This window comes from Nocardioides sp. ChNu-153 (assembly GCF_030466625.1).
Taxonomy (GTDB): Bacteria; Actinomycetota; Actinomycetes; order Propionibacteriales; family Nocardioidaceae; genus Nocardioides.
Genome location: NZ_JADEVT010000006.1, coordinates 59,136 through 78,059, shown reverse-complemented (window position 1 = coordinate 78,059; position 18,924 = coordinate 59,136). Strand labels below are relative to the sequence as shown.

Annotated in this window: 18 protein-coding genes; 9 read left to right on the top strand and 9 right to left on the bottom strand. The window is 75.4% G+C overall.

Annotated elements, in window-relative coordinates:
* Window positions 1-1,080 carry a VOC family protein gene (locus tag INN71_RS09960; RefSeq protein WP_277498757.1) on the top strand — a complete coding sequence of 360 codons (1,080 nt, stop codon included), beginning with the start codon at window positions 1-3 and terminating at the stop codon, window positions 1,078-1,080.
* Between the two features lie 329 nt (window positions 1,081-1,409).
* On the top strand, window positions 1,410-2,081 hold the full coding sequence (locus tag INN71_RS09955) for a slipin family protein (RefSeq protein ID WP_277498754.1): 672 nt from the start codon (window positions 1,410-1,412) through the stop codon (window positions 2,079-2,081).
* A gap of 91 nt (window positions 2,082-2,172) precedes the next feature.
* Here INN71_RS09955 and INN71_RS09950 read toward each other — a convergent pair whose 3' ends face one another.
* Both INN71_RS09950 and dapA read right to left on the bottom strand, forming a co-directional pair.
* Window positions 2,173-3,864, bottom strand: a complete 1,692-nt coding sequence (locus INN71_RS09950; protein WP_277498753.1) for a ribonuclease J — start codon at window positions 3,862-3,864, stop codon at window positions 2,173-2,175.
* Window positions 3,865-3,872: 8 nt separating this feature from the next.
* Window positions 3,873-4,775: a 4-hydroxy-tetrahydrodipicolinate synthase gene (gene dapA, locus INN71_RS09945; RefSeq protein WP_277498752.1), complete on the bottom strand. Its 903-nt coding sequence runs from the start codon at window positions 4,773-4,775 to the stop codon at window positions 3,873-3,875.
* 80 nt (window positions 4,776-4,855) lie between these two features.
* Here dapA and INN71_RS09940 point away from each other — a divergent pair, with 80 nt between their 5' ends.
* Window positions 4,856-5,416, top strand: a complete 561-nt coding sequence (locus INN71_RS09940; RefSeq protein ID WP_277498751.1) for a hypothetical protein — start codon at window positions 4,856-4,858, stop codon at window positions 5,414-5,416.
* On the opposite strand, the gene INN71_RS09935 is transcribed toward INN71_RS09940, so the two are convergent.
* Window positions 5,385-6,308 (bottom strand): LLM class F420-dependent oxidoreductase, encoded by a 924-nt coding sequence (locus INN71_RS09935; RefSeq protein ID WP_277498750.1) that lies wholly within the window; start codon window positions 6,306-6,308, stop codon window positions 5,385-5,387. The genes INN71_RS09940 and INN71_RS09935 overlap by 32 nt on opposite strands.
* Before the next feature lie 40 nt (window positions 6,309-6,348).
* Between INN71_RS09935 and INN71_RS09930 the strand changes: the two genes are divergently transcribed.
* Window positions 6,349-7,212 (top strand): YwqG family protein, encoded by an 864-nt coding sequence (locus INN71_RS09930; protein WP_277498748.1) that lies wholly within the window; start codon window positions 6,349-6,351, stop codon window positions 7,210-7,212.
* Between the two features lie 33 nt (window positions 7,213-7,245).
* Here the strand turns inward: INN71_RS09930 and INN71_RS09925 are convergent, their stop codons facing one another.
* Window positions 7,246-7,740: a dihydrofolate reductase gene (locus INN71_RS09925; protein WP_277498746.1), complete on the bottom strand. Its 495-nt coding sequence runs from the start codon at window positions 7,738-7,740 to the stop codon at window positions 7,246-7,248.
* The gene (locus tag INN71_RS09920) at window positions 7,737-8,549 is read right to left on the bottom strand and encodes a thymidylate synthase (RefSeq protein ID WP_277498745.1); all 813 of its coding nucleotides are present in this window, start codon (window positions 8,547-8,549) and stop codon (window positions 7,737-7,739) included. The genes INN71_RS09925 and INN71_RS09920 overlap by 4 nt, the downstream gene beginning before the upstream one ends.
* 52 nt (window positions 8,550-8,601) lie before the next feature.
* Between INN71_RS09920 and INN71_RS09915 the strand changes: the two genes are divergently transcribed.
* Entirely contained in the window at window positions 8,602-9,522 is a 921-nt protein-coding gene (locus INN71_RS09915) for a hypothetical protein (protein ID WP_277498743.1), read from the top strand.
* Window positions 9,523-9,961: 439 nt separating this feature from the next.
* Here INN71_RS09915 and INN71_RS09910 read toward each other — a convergent pair whose 3' ends face one another.
* On the bottom strand, window positions 9,962-10,924 hold the full coding sequence (locus INN71_RS09910) for a sulfotransferase (protein ID WP_301800160.1): 963 nt from the start codon (window positions 10,922-10,924) through the stop codon (window positions 9,962-9,964).
* 53 nt (window positions 10,925-10,977) lie between these two features.
* Window positions 10,978-11,235 carry a hypothetical protein gene (locus INN71_RS09905; protein WP_277498738.1) on the bottom strand — a complete coding sequence of 86 codons (258 nt, stop codon included), beginning with the start codon at window positions 11,233-11,235 and terminating at the stop codon, window positions 10,978-10,980.
* A gap of 51 nt (window positions 11,236-11,286) precedes the next feature.
* On the opposite strand from INN71_RS09905, the gene INN71_RS09900 reads away from it, so the two are divergent.
* The gene (locus INN71_RS09900) at window positions 11,287-12,663 is read left to right on the top strand and encodes a bifunctional adenosylcobinamide kinase/adenosylcobinamide-phosphate guanylyltransferase (protein WP_301800158.1); all 1,377 of its coding nucleotides are present in this window, start codon (window positions 11,287-11,289) and stop codon (window positions 12,661-12,663) included.
* A complete protein-coding gene (locus tag INN71_RS09895) occupies window positions 12,660-13,466 on the top strand; it encodes an adenosylcobinamide-GDP ribazoletransferase (protein ID WP_301800156.1) in 807 nt (268 codons plus the stop codon). Before INN71_RS09900 ends, INN71_RS09895 begins: the two co-directional genes overlap by 4 nt.
* A gap of 32 nt (window positions 13,467-13,498) precedes the next feature.
* Here the strand turns inward: INN71_RS09895 and gcvT are convergent, their stop codons facing one another.
* Window positions 13,499-14,620 carry a glycine cleavage system aminomethyltransferase GcvT gene (gene gcvT / locus INN71_RS09890; protein WP_301800155.1) on the bottom strand — a complete coding sequence of 374 codons (1,122 nt, stop codon included), beginning with the start codon at window positions 14,618-14,620 and terminating at the stop codon, window positions 13,499-13,501.
* Between the two features lie 76 nt (window positions 14,621-14,696).
* Between gcvT and INN71_RS09885 the strand changes: the two genes are divergently transcribed.
* Window positions 14,697-16,256, top strand: coding sequence for a leucyl aminopeptidase (locus INN71_RS09885; protein ID WP_301800153.1), 1,560 nt, complete (start codon window positions 14,697-14,699; stop codon window positions 16,254-16,256).
* Window position 16,257: 1 nt separating this feature from the next.
* Here INN71_RS09885 and INN71_RS09880 read toward each other — a convergent pair whose 3' ends face one another.
* On the bottom strand, window positions 16,258-16,620 hold the full coding sequence (locus tag INN71_RS09880; protein WP_277498731.1) for a hypothetical protein: 363 nt from the start codon (window positions 16,618-16,620) through the stop codon (window positions 16,258-16,260).
* 430 nt (window positions 16,621-17,050) lie between these two features.
* On the opposite strand from INN71_RS09880, the gene sucB reads away from it, so the two are divergent.
* Complete coding sequence (sucB, locus tag INN71_RS09875; protein WP_301800150.1) at window positions 17,051-18,874, top strand: 2-oxoglutarate dehydrogenase, E2 component, dihydrolipoamide succinyltransferase; 1,824 nt, start codon at window positions 17,051-17,053, stop codon at window positions 18,872-18,874.
* Window positions 18,875-18,924 lie beyond the last annotated feature (50 nt).

The following is an 18,924-nucleotide window of genomic DNA, read 5'->3' as shown; positions in this document are numbered from 1 at the left end:
ATGAGCATCCCCGTCGCCCTCGCGGACCTGGCCGCCGCGATCGCCGCGCCCGGCACCGGTGACCACCCCTACCTGCTGACCACGGGCGGCACCCACCCCAAGGCGGTGCACGTCGCCCCCGTGCCGGCTGCTGACGGGACGCTCCTGCTCCCCTCCCCCGGCGGCGGCTCGCTGCGCAACGCTGCGACGCGCCCGGGCGTCACGGTCGTGTGGCCGCCCGCCGACGCCCCGGGCTTCTCGCTCCTCGTCGACGGCACCGCCCGTGTGGTGGGCGACGACCTCGTCGTCGCGCCGACCTCGGCGGTCCTCCACAAGCCCGTCGCCACCGACGACGCGACCGCCGGACGCCCGTTCTGGGTGAGTGCCTTCCTCGACGTGGCCCCGGCGCACTGGGACCGGGTGCCGGCCTTCTGGGCAGCGGTCAGCGGCTCCACCCTCTCCGTCCCCCGCGGCGACGCGAACGAGTTCACCACCCTCGTCCCGCCCGGGGGCCACGACCACCTCCGCGCCCAGCGCGTCGCCACCGGCCCCGCCGACGCCCCCACCCGGCTGCACCTCGACCTGCACGTGCCCGACCCCGGGCGGGCCGCGCGACGCGCGGTCGGGCTCGGCGCCCGGGTGGTGCACCGCAGCGAGCACGGGTACGTCGTGCTCGACTCCCCGGGCGGGTTGCCGTTCTGCCTCGTCGCGCACCCGGCCGCGCTGCGGACCCCGCCCGTCGCCTGGCCCGGCGGCCGCTCGCTGGTCGACCAGGTGTGCCTCGACGCGCCCGCCGCGCTCCACGACGACGAGGCCGCGTTCTGGGGCGCCCTCACCGGCTGGCCCGCCCGGCCGAGCGACCTCCGGGGGTTCACCGCCCTGCACCGGCCCGCCGGGCAGCCGCTGCGCCTGCTCGTCCAGGCTGTCGACGACGACCGGCCCCGCGTCACGGCCCATCTCGACGTCGCCTGCGACGACCGCGAGGCGGAGGTGGCCCGCCACGTCGCCCTGGGCGCCGAGGTCCGCGACCGGCGCCAGTGGTGGTCGGTGCTCGCCGACCCCAGCGGCGCGCCGTACTGCGTCGTCGACCGCACACCCTGAGGGCTCGGAAAAACCGGGTGCGCCGGGGCACGGCCCGCCCGTAGGGTCCTGCGGCGGCGGGATCAGCGGCCACGACGGCGTTGCCGGAGCGTGGTCCCGCGCCTCGTACCCCGCCACTGCCGCTGTCGACGGCTGTCTGCCGGACACCGCACGTCGGACCGGCTCCCCGGGGTCCGGCCGCCGGCAGCACGACCCGGGACCAGCGGACCGGACGGTCAGCACGACGTCCGGCTCCCCGTCCCCGGTCCGGCCGGCGGCCGGGCCCCACCCGCACCACCCGCACCTGACCGCACAGCACCACCCGACGCCTCGGAAGGAGGCACCGCACCATGTCACCGAAGTCCTGGAACCCCTTCGTCCGCCACCTGACGGTCCCCGCCGGCCAGGTCTGCGTCGAGCACGTCGACGGCGCCGTCCGCCGCCTCCTCGAGCCCGGCCGCTACCGGCGCCCCCGGCGCGCGACGTACACCGGGGTGCCGACCACCGAGCAGCTGCTCACCACCGCCACCCAGCGCGTGCCCGACGCCGACGGCGTCGTGGTGCAGGCGACCGTCACCGTGCGCTGGCGCGTGGTCGACGCGGCCGTGCACGTGGCGGCGGCCGACGAGCCGACGGACCTGCTCTACCTCGCCGCGCAGCTCGCGGTTCGGGACGTGGTGGGAGCCGCGACCACGGACGACCTCGTGCGCGGCCGCGGCCCGGCGCTCGACGAGACGGCCCTGACGGAGGCCGCGCGCTCGCGGGTCGCGGACCTCGGGATCGAGGTGCGCCAGGTCGTGCTCAAGGACGTGGTGCTGCCGCCGGAGGTTCGCGAGGCGTACGCCGCGCAGCTCACCGCCCGCCTGCAGGGGCAGGCGTCCCTCGAGCGCGCCCGCGCCGAGGTGGCGTCGCTGCGGGCGCTCGCCAACGGCGCGCGGCTGCTCGAGGAGCACCCCGCGCTCGCCCGGCTGCGGCTCGTCGAGGCGGTACCGATGGGCTCCTCGGTGCGCATCGAGGTCTGAGCGCCCCGCCCGGCCCCGACGCACCGGCGCCCGGCCCCCACGAGGGAGCCGGGCGCCGGTGCGCGTCGTACGAGCGGTGCGGGTGCGGGCCTCAGGCCTCGACGACCACCGGGACGATCATCGGCCGGCGGCGCAGCTGGTTGCCGACCCAGCGGCCGACGACGCGGCGCATGGTCTGCTGCAGCTGGTAGGTGTCGGTCGTGCCGTCGGCCATCGCCTGCTCGACGGCAGCCAGCAGCGGACCGCGGACCTTGTCGAACTTCGAGGCCTCCTCGGCGAAGCCGCGGGCGTGGATCTCGGGCCCGCTCAGCACCTTCCCCGTCACCGTGTCGACGACGACGATGACGGAGACGAAGCCCTCCTCGCCCAGGATGCGGCGGTCCTTCAGCGACGACTCGGAGATGCCGCCGACGGTGGAGCCGTCGACGAAGACGTAGCCGCACTCGACCTTGCCGGTGACCGACGCGACCCCGTCGACCAGGTCGACGACGACACCGTCCTCGGCGAGCAGCACGCGGTCGGCGGGCACGCCGGTGGCCCGCGCGAGGTCGCCGTTGGCCCGCATGTGCCGCACCTCGCCGTGCACGGGCAGCACGTTGCGGGGCTTCACGATGTTGTAGCAGTAGAGGAGCTCGCCGGCGCTGGCGTGGCCCGAGACGTGCACCATCGCGTTGCCCTTGTGCACGACGTTGGCGCCGAGGCGCGAGAGGCCGTTGATGACGCGGTAGACCGCGTTCTCGTTGCCGGGGATGAGCGAGCTGGCCAGGATGACCGTGTCGTTCTCCTCCAGGTGCACGAAGCTGTGGCTGCGCTGCGCGATGCGGCTCAGGGCCGACAGCGGCTCGCCCTGGGAGCCGGTGGAGATGAGCACCTGCTGGTGGGGCGGCAGCTTGCCGAGCTCCTTGGCGTCCACGATGAGGCCCGGGGGCACCGTCAGGTAGCCGAGCTCGCGGGCGATGCCCATGTTGCGCACCATCGAGCGGCCCACCCAGGCGACCTTCCGACCGTGCTTCACGGCGGCGTCGAGCACCTGCTGCACGCGGTGCACGTGGGAGGCGAAGCAGGCCACGATGATGCGCTGGCTGCTGTTGTAGAACGCCCGGTCCAGCGACGGGGTGATGTCCTTCTCGTGGGTCGTGAACCCGGGGACCTCGGCGTTCGTGGAGTCCGTCAGGAAGAGGTCCACGCCCTCCTCCCCCAGCCGCGCGAACGCGTTGAGGTCGGTGATGCGGCCGTCGAGGGGCAGCTGGTCCATCTTGAAGTCGCCGGTGTGCAGGACCAGCCCGGCGCCGGTGCGGATCGCCACCGCCAGCGCGTCGGGGATCGAGTGGTTGACGGCCACGAACTCGAGCTCGAACGGCCCGAAGGAGATGACGTCGCCCGCGGCCACGACGTGGTGCACCGTGTTCTTCAGCCGGTGCTCGCGGAACTTGCTCTCCAGCAGCGCCAGCGTCAGCTTCGAGCCGACGAGCGGGATGTCCCCGCGCTCGCGCAGGAGGTACGGCGTGGCGCCGATGTGGTCCTCGTGGCCGTGCGTCAGCACGAGCGCCTCGATGGCGTCGAGGCGGTCCCGGATGGCGGCGAAGTCCGGGAGGATCAGGTCGACGCCCGGGTGGTGGTCCTCGGGGAACAGGACGCCGCAGTCGACGACCAGCAGGCGGCCGTCGTACTCGAAGACCGTCATGTTGCGGCCGACCTCGCCGAGGCCGCCCAGCGGGATGACCCGGAGGCCACCCTTCGGCAGAGTCGGAGGAGCGGTCAGCTCGGGGTGGGGGTGGGACAAGCGATCTCCTAGGGGATGAGCCCCGACGCCTCGAGGCCGGCCCGCAGGGCGGCGACCTCCGCGTCGTCGAGGGGAACGAGCGGGCTGCGCACGTTCCGGTTGGGGAGGACGCCGAGCAGCTGCAGCGCAGCCTTGGCGGTGGTGGCTCCGTAGTTGGGGACGCCCATCATGGCGTCGAACGCGGGGAGCAACCGCGTGAAGACCTGGTGCGCGCCGAGCGCGTCGCCGCCGAGGTGGGCCTCGACCATGGCGCGCAGCTCGTTGCCGGCCGCGTGGCCGCACACGGAGACGACGCCGACCGCGCCGTACGCGAGCCAGCCGAGGTTCAGCGCGTCGTCACCGGAGTAGACGGCGAAGCCGAGCTGGGAGATGCGGTGCCCGCGCACGAGGTCGCCGACCGCGTCCTTGACGGCGACGACCTCGTCCCACGAGGCCATCTCCTCGTAGGAGGCCATCGCGATCTGCGAGCCGGTGCGCCCGGGGATGTCGTAGAGCATCACGGGCAGCTCGGCGGCGTCCGCCACCTGGCGGAAGTGGTGGAGGATGCCGCGCTGGGCGGGCTTGCTGTAGTACGGCGTCACGAGCAGCACGCCGTCGGCGCCCCTCGCGCGCGCCTGGCGGGCGAGCTCGACGGACGTGCGGGTGTCGTTGGTGCCGACGCCCGCCACGAGGACGACGTCGGGGCCGACGGCGTCGCGCACGGCGGCGAGGATCTCGCCGTCCTCCGCCTGGGTCGTGGTCGGCGACTCCCCCGTCGTGCCCGAGACGACGATCCCGTCGTTGCCGTTGGTGACCAGGTGCCGCGCGATCGCCTGCGTGCCGTCGAGGTCGAGCGACCCGTCGGCGTGGAAGGCGGTCGCCATGGCGGTGAGGACGCGGCCGAGGGGCGCGGCGGGAACGGCGGTGGTCACGAGGGACAGGCTAGCGCTGCCCGGCTCCCCGCTCGTACGCCGCACCGTCGCCCCCGGCGGCACGGGGCATGATCGTGCCCATGACGCACCTGGCGGGTCTCGGCTCCTTCCGACCGGACGACGACGGCCTGGGGTGGCTCGTCGGCGAGGACACCCACGTCGTGCCGGCGCTCGGGGTGTCGGGCAGGTTCGTGCTCGACGACCCGGACGGCGACCTCGACGCGGCGGCCGCCGTGATGCGGCGGCTCCTCGCGCTGCCCGCCGGCTTCCGGGAGCGCCTCACGCCGTTCCTGTGGGCCTACTACCGCGACACCGTGGAGACGAACGGCGGACAGGTCGCCCTCGCGAGCCCGGACCAGGTCTGGTCGCAGGTGCGGATCGGCGACGAGCTCCACGTCCTCCAGCAGGACGGCGCCTGGTACGTCGACGTCGAGTCGGGCTGCGACTGGGAGCCCGAGCACGGCCTCCAGGTCGTGCTGCGCGACGGTGACACCCTGGTCAAGGTGGGCCAGTACGACGGCCACCTCGACCACCTCGGCACCGACGAGGTGTACCCCGGGGCCGGACACGCGGACGACGGGTCCGCGCGCCCGGCGTGGTGGCGGCGGCTCAGACCTCCGGGAGCACCTCGGCGGCGATGAGCCGCAGGTGGTCGAGGTCGGACAGGTCCAGCACCTGCAGGTAGGCGCGCTGGGCGCCGGCCTCGCCGTACGCGCGGAGCTTCTCGACGACCTCCGCGGGGGTGCCGGCCAGGCCGTTGAGGCGCAGCTCGGCCTTCTCGCGGCCGATCGCCGCGGCCCGGCGGTCGATCTCGGCCTCGGTCTCGCCCACGCAGACGACGAGCGCGTTGGACCACGTCATCGTCGCGGGGTCGCGCTCGATCGCCTCGCAGGCTCGGGCGACGCGCGCGAGCTGGGCACGCGTGGTGTCGAGGTCGACGAAGGGCAGGTTGAACTCGTCGGCGTGACGGGCCGCGAGGGCGGGCGTCCGCTTCTTGCCGAGACCACCGACGAGCAGTGGGACCCGGTCCTGGACGGGCTTCGGCAGGGCCGGGGAGTCGGTCAGCCGGTAGTGCTCCCCGGCGTACGAGAACAGCTCGCCGGTCGGGGTGCCCCACAGCCCGGTGACGACGTCGAGCTGCTCGGCGTAGCGGTCGAACCGCACGCCCGTGTCGGGGAACGGGATGCCGTACGCCGTGTGCTCGGCCTCGAACCAGCCCGCACCGAGGCCGAGCTCGACGCGGCCGCCCGACATCTGGTCCACCTGCGCGACCTGGATCGCGAGCACGCCGGGGTGGCGGAAGGTCGCGGAGGTCATGAGGGTGCCGAGACGGATCGTGCTGGTGTCGCGGGCCAGGCCGGCCAGCGTCGTCCAGGCGTCCGTCGGACCGGGGAGACCGTCGCCGCCCATCGTCAGGTAGTGGTCGGAGCGGAAGAAGGCGCCGAAGCCGAGCCGCTCGGCCTCCAGCGCGACGGCGAGGAGGTCGTCGTACGTCGCCCCCATCTGGGGCTCGGTGAAGATGCGCAGGTCCATGCCCGCAAGAGTGTCAGACCCCCCGCGTACGTTGCCCGGCATGAGCGAGTCCTGGAGCCACCCGCCCGCCGACGCCACGGAGCTGGCCGAGCGTCTGGACGCCGTCGGCCTGGCCGCCCGCACCGCCGACCTGGCGGCACTGGCCCGGCCCTCGGCCCGCCTGCACACGCTGGACGGGGCGGGCGACCGTGTCGGTGGCAGCCGGCTCGGGGGCGAGCCCGACCTGCGGGCGGAGGACGCGTGGCCCCGCGACGGCGAGGGGCGACCGCTCAGCTTCCTCCTGCAGGTCGACCTCGCCGAGGTCCGCGCGGCCCTCGGCCCGAACGACCTGCCCGACGCGGGGGTCCTGGCGTTCTTCTACGACGCCGCCGGCCAGCCGTGGGGGTTCGACGACGACGACCCGCTCCAGTGGCGCGTCCTGCACCTCCCGGCGGGTGCCCCGCTCGCGCCGCGACCGCTGCCCGACGACCACCACCCGGAGAACCGGTTCACCTCGTGCCCGGTGCTCGTCGCCGCCGAGCCGGTGTTCGCCGACGTGGGCGACTTCGAGGTCACCGACGTCCTCGGCACCGACGACGCGGCGCTGGAGGCCTACGAGACGGCCGTCCCACCCCGTCAGGACTTCGCGCACCGCCTGCTCGGCCGCCCCGAGACCATCCAGAACGACCTGAGGTTCGACGCGGCGCTCGCGGCGACCGTCGCCGCGGGCGGTGCGGGCGAGCCCGCCGCCGAGCCCACCGCGGAGGTGGCCGGCCGGTGGCGGCTCCTCGCGCAGGTCGACAGCGACGAGGAGCGCACCGAGATGATGTGGGGCGATTCCGGGCGCCTGTACTTCGTGATGACCGAGGAGGACCTGCGGGCGCGGGCCTGGGACCGGGTGCGCGTCGTGCTCCAGTGCTGCTGAGCTGCCGGGCCCGGCTCGGGCCGTCGGGGCCGCTCAGGCGCGGCGGCGCACGACGACGGTGAAGCCCTCGTGATCGTCACGCTCCACGACCGGCCAGGCGGCCTCGTCGAACGCGGGGTACGTCGTGTCGCCCGCGGGCTCGAGCGGGATCTCGGTCAGCACCTGCTCGTCGACGAGCCCCGGCACGGCCAGCGCGGCGGCGTACACCTGCGCCCCGCCGGCGACGACGACGTCGCCGCTCGCGCCCTCGGCGAGGGCGAGCGCGCCCGCCAGGTCGTGCGCGACGAGCACGCCCGGGGCGGTCCAGGCCGGGTCGCGCGTGAGCACGACCGTCGTGCGGCCCGGCAGTGGGCGGCCGATGGAGGCGTAGGTCGCGCGGCCCATGAGCAGCACCGACCCGAGGGTGCGGCGCTTGAACTCGGCCTGCTCTCCCGGCACCTGCCAGGGGATGTCGGGGCCGTCGCCGATGACGCCGTTGCGGGCGACGGCGGCGACGCAGCGGACGGTGCGGCCGGACGGGGTGGTCATACGGCGATCGGGGCCTTGATGCCCGGGTGCGGGTCGTAGCCCTTCACCTCGACGTGGTGCAGGTCGAACGCGTCGATCTCGGTGACCGCGGGATCGAGCCACAGCGTCGGCAGCGGCCGCGGCTCGCGCGTGAGCTGCAGGCGGGCCTGGTCGAGGTGGTTGAGGTAGAGGTGCGCGTCGCCGAGCGTGTGGACGAAGTCGCCGACCTCGAGCCCCGCGACCTGCGCGACCATGTGGGTCAGCAGCGCGTACGACGCGATGTTGAACGGCACGCCGAGGAACACGTCGGCGGAGCGCTGGTAGAGCTGGCACGACAGGCGCCCCGGGCCGCCGTCGACGCCGGGCGCGACGTAGAACTGGAAGAGCGTGTGGCACGGCATGAGGGCCATCTGGTCGACCTCGGCCACGTTCCAGGCGCTCACCACGTGCCGACGGGAGTCGGGGTCGGCGCGGAGCTGGTCGATGATCTTGGCGATCTGGTCGACGCTGCCGCCGTCGGGTGTGGGCCACGAGCGCCACTGCGCGCCGTACACGGGCCCGAGGTCGCCGTTCTCGTCCGCCCACTCGTCCCAGATCGTGACGCCGCGCTCCTGCAGCCAGCGCACGTTCGTGTCGCCGCGCAGGAACCACAGCAGCTCGGCGAAGACGGAGCGCGTGTGCACCTTCTTGGTCGTCACGAGGGGGAAGCCCTCGGAGAGGTCGAAGCGCATCTGGTGGCCGAAGACGCTGAGCGTCCCCGTGCCCGTGCGGTCGCCCTTCTCCACCCCCTCGTCGAGGATCCGGCGGACGAGGTCGAGGTAGGCCTGCACGCGCCCGAGACTACTCCGGGCGGGCGCCGACCCGCCGGTAGTGTCGACGGACGTGTCCGCCCCCTCCCTCCTGCCCGCCGCCCTCACCGATCCCTCGGCGGCCGTGGCCGTGCCCGCGCCCGCGCCCGGTGCGGGCAACTGGTCCGGCGCGGCCAGCGCGACCTGGGCCGACGGCGCCGTCCACCTCACCTACCGGGTACGCCGACCGCTCACCGAGGGCCGCGGCGTCACCACCGTCGTGGCGCGCTCCGAGGACGGCGTCCGCTTCACCACCGTGGCCGAGGTGCACCGCGACGCGTTCGGCGCGGAGTCGTTCGAGCGACCCGTCGTCGTCGCGGTGCCCGGGGGCGGGTGGCGGCTCTACCTCTCCTGCGCCACCCCCGGCTCGAAGCACTGGTGGATCGAGGCCCTGGACGCCCCGACGGTCGAGCAGCTGCCCGCGGGGCGCCGGACCGTCGTGCTGGCGGGCGACGACCGCGTGGCGGTGAAGGACCCGGTCGTCGTCGTGGATGACGGGCGCTGGCACGCCTGGGTCTGCGAGCACCCCCTCGACGTGCCCGGCCACGAGGACCGGATGAGCACCGCCTACTACTCGAGCACCGACGGCCTGGTGTGGCGGCGGCACGGGCCCGTGCTCGCGCCCCGTGACGGCAGCTGGGACGCGCGCGGCGCCCGTGTCACCGCGGTGCTCTCGCTGGCCCCGCTGGTGGTCCTGTACGACGGCCGCCCCCGCGCCGAGGACAACTGGCACGAGACGACCGGCGTCGCGCTCGGCACCGACCCGGCGCTCGGCCCCGCCTCGCCGCTGCGCGCCACCGACGACGAGCCGTTGCGCTCCCCCGACTCCGACGGCGCGCTGCGCTACGTCAGCGCCGTGCCGTTGCCGGACGGGAGCGTGCGGTACTACGCCGAGCGCGCCCGCCCCGACGGCGCCCACGACCTCGTGACGGTGCTGGCACCCGCCGCCGGCTGAGGTGGGTGCGCCGCCGGTGGTTGCCGTGGGTGCGCTCGTCGGTGGTTGAGGTGGGTGCGCTAGCACCCCTCGAAACCACAGCGCAACCTCGGCGTGGTTGAGGCGGGTGCGCCCGTCGGTGGTCGAGGTGGGTGCGCCGTCGGTGGTTGAGGTGGGTGCGCTAGCACCCCTCGAAACCACCAGCCGCCTCCGCGTGGTTTCGAGGGCCGCTAGCGCGGCCACCTCAACCACCGAACCACGCGCCACCCCGACCACCAAGCCACGCGGCCACCTCAACCACCGAACCAAGCGCCACCTCCGCGTGGTTTCGAGGGCCGCTAGCGCGGCCACCTCAACCACCGAAACCACCAGCCACCTGCGCGTGGTCTCGAGGGCCGCTAACGCGGCCACCTCGACCACCGAGCCACGCGGCCACCCCGACCACGGGAGCGGGCCCGCGTCACCCGCCCTTGCGGCTCGCGAACGTCCCGCCGTCGCGGTAGGTCAGCCAGTCCGCGAACGACTGCGCGGTGACCTCCTCGAGGCGGGCGACGTCCTCGCGGTGCGGGGCGATGAGCTGCTCGCGCTGCTCGGGCGTCAGCCGCGGGCGCGAGGGTGCGCCGCCGCGGTGCAGCAGCCGGACGGCGGGCCGGCTCGCGGCGCGCCAGACCTCCGGCGGGGCGAACTGGCCGGCGTACGCCCCGAGTCGGATGGCCCGCCCGAGCACGCGGCTACGCAGTCCGTGCTCGACGAAGCCGCGCGTGTTGTCGGACGGGATGTCGTCGACCTGCAGGTCGGGCACGCCGAGGAACGTCAGCACGCGCGTCAGCGTGGCGCCGGGCTCGTCGACGAGCTCGCGGTAGCGCAGCACCAGCACCTGCTCGCGGTCGAACAGGCCGTAGAGGTCGTCGAGCTGCTCGCCGTACCGCCCGAGGCCCGCGTAGTGCCAGAACGGCGCCCAGCCGGCGGCGATGCGCTCGGGCTCGCGCCGCACCGCCTCGACGACGTCGGGCACCGGCTCGAGGCCGTCCATCCACAGGTGCATCCAGTTGGAGTACGCCCGGTCGACGGGGTCGCGCAGCACCACCACGAGCTTGGCCGCCGGCGCGTCGGCGGCGATCCGCCGCCGGGCCTCGGGCGAGTAGAGGTAGAACGGCGTGCTCTCGCCCCGCAGCGCGCCCGGGGCGCCGCCGTCGAGCAGGCGCAGGTAGTCGTCCCGGCGCCACACCCACTCCTGCTGGCTGTGGGCGTCGCCGGGCCCGCGGTACGCCGGCGGCGGGGCGTCGCCGCACAGGTAGTACTTCGGCTCCTTCACCGGGCTCAGGTGCAGGCCCGGGTGCTGGGCGAGCGCGGCGTGCAGCGCGGTCGTCCCGGCCTTGGGCACGCCGACGAGGAGGAAGTCCGGCGGACGGCGATCGGTCATGGCCTAACGCTACCGATCCGGTGCACTTTGGCCGTCCTCGTCCGACGGGTGGTCTAGGGGTGCAGCGACATGGGGCCGTAGACGCGCCGCTCACCCTCGAACAGCACGACGGCGTCGACGCCCTGCTCGGCGAGCGCCGGGAACTCCTCGCCCACCCAGGACTCGGCGTCCGCCTGCGCGGCGAAGCGCTGGTCGGCCAGCGGGCCGGTCACGCTGACCTCGCCGCCCGCGGCGTCCTCGAGGCGCCACCACCACGGCAGCTCCTCGGCGCTGGGCGGGCGGAAGGTCGGCGGCACGTCGGGAAGGTTCACGTCCTCGACCCTAGCGAGCCGCCACCCCCCCGCGTGACCCACAATGCCCGGGTGAGTCTCCGTCTGCTGGGCACCGGGACGGCCGAGGGCTGGCCGCAGGCCTCCTGCCGCTGCGCCTCGTGCGCCACCGAGCGCACCGAGGGCCGCGTGCGCTCCTCGACGGCGGCCCTCCTCGACGACACGGTCCTGCTGGACTGCGGGCCGACCACGCCCGAGGCAGCCGTGCGGGCCGGCGTGCACCTCTCCCGCGTGCGGGTCCTGCTCGTCACCCGCCAGCACCGCGACCACCCCGGCCAGGCCGCGCTGCTGCGCCGCGGCTGGGTCGCCGACGCCCCCCTCGTGGTCGCCGGCCCCGCCGACGCCGTCGAGGCGGCCCGCGCCTGGCTCGCCCCCGAGGCGCCCGTCACCTGGCTCGTCGTGGTGCCCGGCGACCGCCACGAGCTCCACGGGTACGACGTCCGCGTGCTCGCCGCGAACCACCGCACCGGCCTCGGCACGCCCGGCGCGACGGAGGCGGTGCTGTACGACGTCACGAGCCCCACCGGGCTCCGGGCGCTGCACGCCACCGGCACGGGCCCGCTCCCCGACGCGAGCGTCGCGGCGACGGAGGGCGCGGCGTACGACGTCGTGCTGCTGGACGAGACCCACGGCGACCACGACGACCCGGCCGACGCCCAGCACCTCGGCCTCGCGTCGTTCGCCGACCAGGTGCGCCGCCTGCGCGCCGTCGGGGCCGTCACCGACGCCACCGACGTCGTCGCCGTCCACCTCTCCCACCACAACCCGCCGACCCGCGAGCTGGCCCGGCGCCTCGCCGCGCACGGCGCCCGCGTCGTCGACGACGGCACCGAGCTCGCCGCGCACGGCGGGCTGCCGGTGCCCGGCGGGCGCACGCTCGTGCTCGGCGGCGCGCGCTCCGGGAAGTCCGCCGAGGCCGAGCGGCTCCTGCTGGCCGCGCCCGCGGTCGAGTACGTCGCGACCTCCGGACGCCGTGACGGCGACGCCGAGTGGGCCGCCCGCGTCGCGACCCACGTCGAGCGGCGCCCCGCCCACTGGACGACGACCGAGACCCTCGACCTCGTCCCCCTGCTCGCCGACCCGCGGCCCGACGCCCCCGCCCTCCTCGTCGACTGCCTGACCCTCTGGCTGACCGGCGTCATCGACCGCCACGGGGCCTGGGAGCCCGGCGTGCCCGGCCACGACGCCGCGTGGGCCGGGGTCGAGGCCGACGTCGCGGGCCTCCTGGCCGCGTGGCGCACCACGAGCCGGCGGGTGGTCGCGGTCAGCAACGAGGTCGGGCAGGGCGTGGTGCCCGCGACCGCGTCCGGGCGGCTGTTCCGCGACGCGATGGGCCGGCTCAACGCCGCGGTGGCCGCCGAGACCGAGGACGTCCGCTGGTGCGTCGCCGGCCGGGTGGTGCGGCTGTGAGCACGCTCGTCGACGCGGGCCGCCTCGCCGTCGGCACCCTCTCGGTGCTGCCGGTGCGCCCGCCCCGTCGCGTCGACGGGGCCGTCGGCGGGGTCGCGATGCTGCTCGCGCCGGCCGTCGGCCTGGTGCTGGCGGCGCTCGTCGCCGTACCGGCCGGCGTGCTCACCGGTCCGCTGGAGCGACCGCCCCTGCTCGTCGCGGTGCTCGTGGTCGGCGCCCTGGCGTTCCTCACCCGCGCGATGCACGCCGACGGCCTGGCGGACGTCGCCGACGGGCTCGGGTCCGGCCGCACCGGCGAAGAGGCCCTCGCCGTGATGAAGCGGTCCGACATCGGCCCGTTCGGCGTCGTCACCCTCCTCGTCGCCCTCCTGGCCCAGGTGGCCGCCACCGCCGTGCTGCTGGCGGCGGACCCGCTGCTCGGCGCGGCCGCGCTGGGCGTCGCCGTCGTCCTCGGACGCACGACGCTGCCGTGGCTGTGCACGCCGGCGTACCCCGCCGCCCGCCCCGGCGGTCTCGGCGCTCTCGTCGCCGGGCGGGTGGAGCGCCCGGCTGCCGCCGTGGCGGTGGCCCTCGTCGTGGCGCTGCTCGCCGTCGGTGCCTGGTCCGTCACCGCCGGTCACGACGACCGCAGCCGCTGGCTCGTCGCCGCGGGCCTCGGGCTCGTCGTCGGCCAGGGCTGCGCGCGCGGGCTCGCCTCGCGCTGCGTGCGCCGCTTCGGCGGCGTCACCGGGGACGTGTACGGCGCGGCCGTCGAGACCGCGGTGACCGCGACCCTCGTGGCCACCGCCCTCGTCGCCGCCTGACCAGCCGAACCGGGCCGAGCGGGGGCGGGGGTTCAGCGCACGGAGCTCGGCACGAACGGCGGGCGCACCACGGTGAACGCCTCGCTGCGGCCGCGCACGTCGACCACGACCTCGTCGCCCTCGGCGACCGTGGGGTCGAGCAGCGCCAGGGCGATCCCGGTGCGCAGGCTCGGGCTGAAGGTGCCCGAGGTGACGGTGCCGACCTCGCCGCCCCCGGCGCCCAGCACCCGCATGCCCGGCCGCGGGATACCCCGGCGCACGGCCCGCAGCCCCCGCAGGACGCGCGCCGGCCCGGCCTCCTTCTCCGCGAGGAGCGCGTCACGCCCCCAGAACGCCGGCTTCGTCCAGCCCACCGCCCAGCCGAGCCGCGCCTGCAGCGGACTGATGCTGGGCGAGACGTCCTGGCCGTGCAGGGGGTAGCCCATCTCGGTGCGCAGCGTGTCGCGCGCCCCGAGACCCGCGGCCACGGCGCCGTGCTCCGCTCCGGCCGCCAGCAGCCGGTCCCACACCTCGAGGGCGACCCCGACCGGGGCCACGACCTCGTAGCCGCGCTCGCCCGTGTACCCGGTGCGGCACACCACCACGGTGGCGCCGGCGAACGGCACCTCCACGAACGACATGTAGTCGTGGCCCGCCGCCAGCCCCGCGCCGGTCATCACCGCGTCGGAGGCGGGCCCCTGCACGGCGACGACCGCGTGGTCGCGGTGCTCGTCGCGCACCGTCACACCGGCGGGCGCGGCGGCCGCGAGCCGCCGTACGACCTCGGCGGTGTTCGCCGCGTTGGGGACGAGGAGCACGTCGTCGTCGGCGCGCAGGTAGACGATGAGGTCGTCCACCACGCCGCCGTCCTCGGCGCAGCACAGCGTGTACTGCGCCTGCCCCGGCGCGATGCGCGACAGCGCGTTCGTCAGCGTGGCGTCGACGAACGCCGCCGCGCCCGGCCCCCGCACCGTCGCCTTGCCGAGGTGGGAGACGTCGAAGACGCCCACGGCCCCGCGCACCGCGGCGTGCTCGGCGGCGGTGCCCGTCGCGTACTCCAGCGGCATCGCCCACCCGCCGAACTCCCCCAGCTTCGCGCCGAGCGCGACGTGGCGCTCGTGCAGCGGGGAGGTGAGGAGCGGGGTGCCGACGGTCTGGACGTCATCGGTGGCCATGGGCCGCAGTGTGCCAGCGCACACCGACGGGGTGGGAGGCCCGGCCGCGGCGCCGGCGCGGGCTAGCATCGCCCGGGTGACGTCGTACACCCTGAGCAAGGCCAGCCCCGCCAAGAGCCGCTCCGACGCCGTCGTGGTCGGCGTCGTGCGCACCGACCAGGGACCGCGCCTGGCCGCCGGGGCGGAGGACGTCACCGCCGCCTACGGCCGCCGCCTGCGCCCGCTGCTCACCGCCCTCGGCGTCACGGGGGACCCGGGTGAGACCCACGTCGTGCCCACCACCGACGCGGTCACCACCCCGCTGCTCGTGCTCGTCGGCCTCGGGGACGCGGCCGCGGAGACCGACCCCGCCGCCGTACGACGTGCCGCGGGCGCCGCGGCCCGCGCGGCCACGAACGCCGCCACGGTCGCCCTCGCCCTGCCGGCCACCACGCCGGCGCTCGTCACCGCCGTCGTCGAGGGCCACGCCCTGGGCGGCTACCGCTTCACGACGTACCGCAGGGACACCCGCACCGAGGACACCCGGGCCAACGAGGTCGTCGTGCTCACCGACGGGCCCCGCCGCGCCGACCTGCAGCAGGCCTGCGAGGACGCCCAGGTCGTGGCGCGCGCCGTGGCGGCGACCCGCGACTGGGTGAACACGCCGCCCGTCGACCTGACCCCGCCGCTGTTCGCCGACGCCGTGGTCGCCGCCCACCAGGCCGCCACGAAGGGCCGCGGCGCGCCGCGCATCGAGATCACCGTGCACGACGAGGCCGCCCTCGCCGAGCTCGGCTGCGGCGGCATCCTCGGGGTCGGCGCCGGCTCCAGCGCTCCCCCACGCCTCGTCGAGCTGACCTACGAGCCGGCCGACCCGGTCGCGCACCTCGCCCTCGTCGGCAAGGGCATCACGTTCGACTCCGGCGGGCTCTCGCTCAAGCCGGGCGGCTCCATGACCACGATGAAGAGCGACATGGCCGGCGCGGCCGCCGTCGTGCAGGCGACCCTCGCCATCGCCGAGCTGGGCCTGCCGGTGCGCATCTCCGCGTTCGCGCCGATGGCCGAGAACATGGTCTCCGGCTCGGCCACCCGGCCCGGCGACGTCCTGCGGCTCTACGGCGGCACGACCGTCGAGATCTCCAACACCGACGCCGAGGGCCGCCTCGTGCTGGCCGATGCCCTCGCCCGCGCCGTCGAGCTCGAGCCCGACGTGGTGCTCGACGTCGCCACCCTCACCGGCGCCATGGTCGTCGCGCTCGGCGACCGCGTCAGCGGCGTCATGGGCACGGAGGCGACCGTCGCCGACGTCGTCGCCGCGGCCACCTCCGCCGGCGAGGCCATGTGGCCGATGCCGCTGCCCGACGAGATGCGGGAGCGGGTGCGCAGCAGCAAGGTCGCCGACCTGGCCCAGCACGACTGGGTGCGCTGGGGCGGCGGGCTCTTCGCCGGCGCGTTCCTGCGCGAGTTCACCGGCGACGTGCCGTGGGCCCACCTCGACATCGCGGGGCCCTCGTTCCACTCCGGCGGCCCGGCCGGCCACCTGACCGCGGGCGGCACCGGCGCCGCCGTACCGACCCTCGTCGCCTACGCCCGGCACCTCGCCGCGACCCGCGGCGCGACGGCTGCGGACACGGCTGCGGGCACGGCTGCGGGGTGACCTACAGCTCGCCCTGGAGCTTGCGGCGGCGGTTGTAGTCGCGCATCCGCTGCGGCACCCCCACGACCGCGGCGTCGTACGACGGCACGCGGTGCTTGTTGGCGAACGCGTGCGCCCACTTCACCGAGGGCACGCGCCGCCGCGTCCACTCCCCGTCGTGGGCGACGAGCAGCAGCGTCACGTCGCTCACCGCCGTGCGGGGCTCGACGAAACCCTCGACGCCGCGGCGCGAGGTGACGAACTCCAGCAGGTGCTGCGCGTCGGCGCCGTCGGAGGCACGGACGGTGGTGGACCCGGTGCGTGCGGTGTCCCGTCCGGGACGACGGCGGCGCGGACGGTCACGGAAGCGGTCGAGCAGGCCCATGCGCGACATTCTGCCGGTCGCGGTCGGCGCTCCGGAGCGGGTTGCCCCAACGCGTCCCCGGGGCCCGCGGCGGACTGGACCGGTCGGGCCCCGACGGGTGCGGCGCGTGGCGGCCGGGAGGCGCCTCCGTCCGGCCGCGGAGGCTACCCGGCAGTAGGTCGACACGGCGGCAGCCGCCTGGGTGCGGCCACGGGCTTAGTGCAAGGATGGTCCACCGACAGCACGTGATCCGGATGCGTGGAGGCGACCCGTGAGGGACTTCGACACACCCGCCCCCGTCGTGGGGCGACCAGGGCCCGGCCGTGCTTCCGTCCTGCGCTCCGGGGCCCCACCCCGTCCCCGGGACGCGCACCCCTGACCTTGGTACGCCGACCGGCGACCACCGACACCGCCCACCGATCAGATCGACGATCAGAGGAATAGGAAGCACATGGCGACCGAAGTAAACCTGCCGGCCCTCGGCGAGTCCGTCACCGAAGGCACCGTGACCCGCTGGCTCAAGCAGGTGGGCGACACCATCGCGGTCGACGAGCCGCTGCTCGAGGTCTCCACCGACAAGGTCGACACCGAGATCCCCTCGCCCGTCGCCGGCACGCTGCTGGAGATCCGGGCCGAGGAGGACGACACGGTCGAGGTCGGCGCGGTGCTGGCGATCGTGGGCGACGCCGACGAGGGCAGCGGCGACTCGGGCTCCACCGACGACGCCGCGACCCCCGAGGCGCAGCCGAAGGACGAGGAGCAGGCCGAGAAGAAGGCCGAGCAGGAGCAGGAGATCGTCGAGGAGAAGGGCGAGCTGCCCCCCGGCGACGAGACCCCCGAGGCCGAGAAGCCGGCCAGCCCCGCCGCGTCGGGCGGCTCCGGCGGGTCCGGCGAGGGCACCCCCGTGACGCTGCCCGCGCTGGGCGAGTCCGTCACCGAGGGCACCGTCACCCGCTGGCTCAAGCAGGTCGGCGACGAGGTCGCCGTCGACGAGCCGCTGCTCGAGGTCTCCACCGACAAGGTCGACACCGAGATCCCCTCCCCCGTCGCCGGCACGCTGCTGGAGATCAAGGCCGACGAGGACGAGACCGTCGAGGTCGGCGCCGAGCTGGCCATCATCGGTTCCGGCTCGCCCGCGCCGTCCGCCCCGGCTGCCGAGCCCACCCCGGAGCCGGAGCCCGAGCCCGAGCCCGAGCCGGAGCCGAAGCAGGCCGAGGAGCCCGCCCCGGCCGCCGAGCCGGCGAAGCCCGCCGCGTCGGCGAGCACGCCCGCCCCCGAGCAGCCGGCCCAGTCCGCGCCGGCCCCGTCGGCCCCGTCGGCGGCGTCGTCGTCCTCCTCGGAGGAGTCCTCGACGTACGTGACGCCGCTCGTGCGCAAGCTCGCCGCCCAGCACGACGTCGACCTGTCGACCGTCACGGGCAGCGGCGTCGGTGGCCGCATCCGCAAGCAGGACGTGCTCGACGCCGCCGCGAAGGCGAAGGAGGCCGCTGCGGCCCCCGCCGCTGCCGCGCCGGCCGCCCAGCCCGCCACCGCGTCCGCCCCCTCCGCGCCGTCGACGACCCCGTCGCCGCTGCGGGGCACGACGGAGAAGATGTCGCGCCTGCGCAAGGTCATCGCCTCGCGCATGGTCGAGTCGCTCCAGGGCTCGGCGCAGCTCACGCAGGTCGTCGAGGTCGACGTCACCCGCATCGCCCGTCTGCGCGACAGCGTCAAGGCCGACTTCCTCGCCCGTGAGGGCGTGAAGCTCAGCTACCTGCCGTTCTTCGCCAAGGCGGCGGTCGAGGCCCTCAAGCAGCACCCGGCGCTCAACGCGTCGATCGAGGGCGACGAGGTGACCTACCACGACCGCGAGAACCTGTCGTTCGCGGTCGACACCCCGAAGGGCCTCATCACGCCCGTCGTCAAGGACGCCGGCGACCTGTCGATCTCCGGCCTGGCCAAGAAGATCGCCGACGTCGCGCAGCGCACCCGCACCAACCAGATCGGCCCCGACGACCTGTCGGGCGGCACGTTCACGATCACGAACCTCGGCAGCGTCGGCGCCCTGTGGGACACGCCGATCATCAACGCGCCGCAGGTCGCAATCCTGGGCCCGGGTGCCGTCGTCAAGCGTCCGGTCGTCATCGACGACCCGAACCTGGGCGAGACGATCGCGGTGCGCCACATGGTGTACCTGGCGCTGACCTACGACCACCGCCTGGTCGACGGCGCCGACGCCGGCCGCTTCCTGCAGGACGTGAAGCAGCGCCTCGAGGCCGGTCAGTTCGAGGTCTGAGCACCACCGGTCCGCGGCCCCGCGCCGCTGACCCGCACGGCCCGTAGACG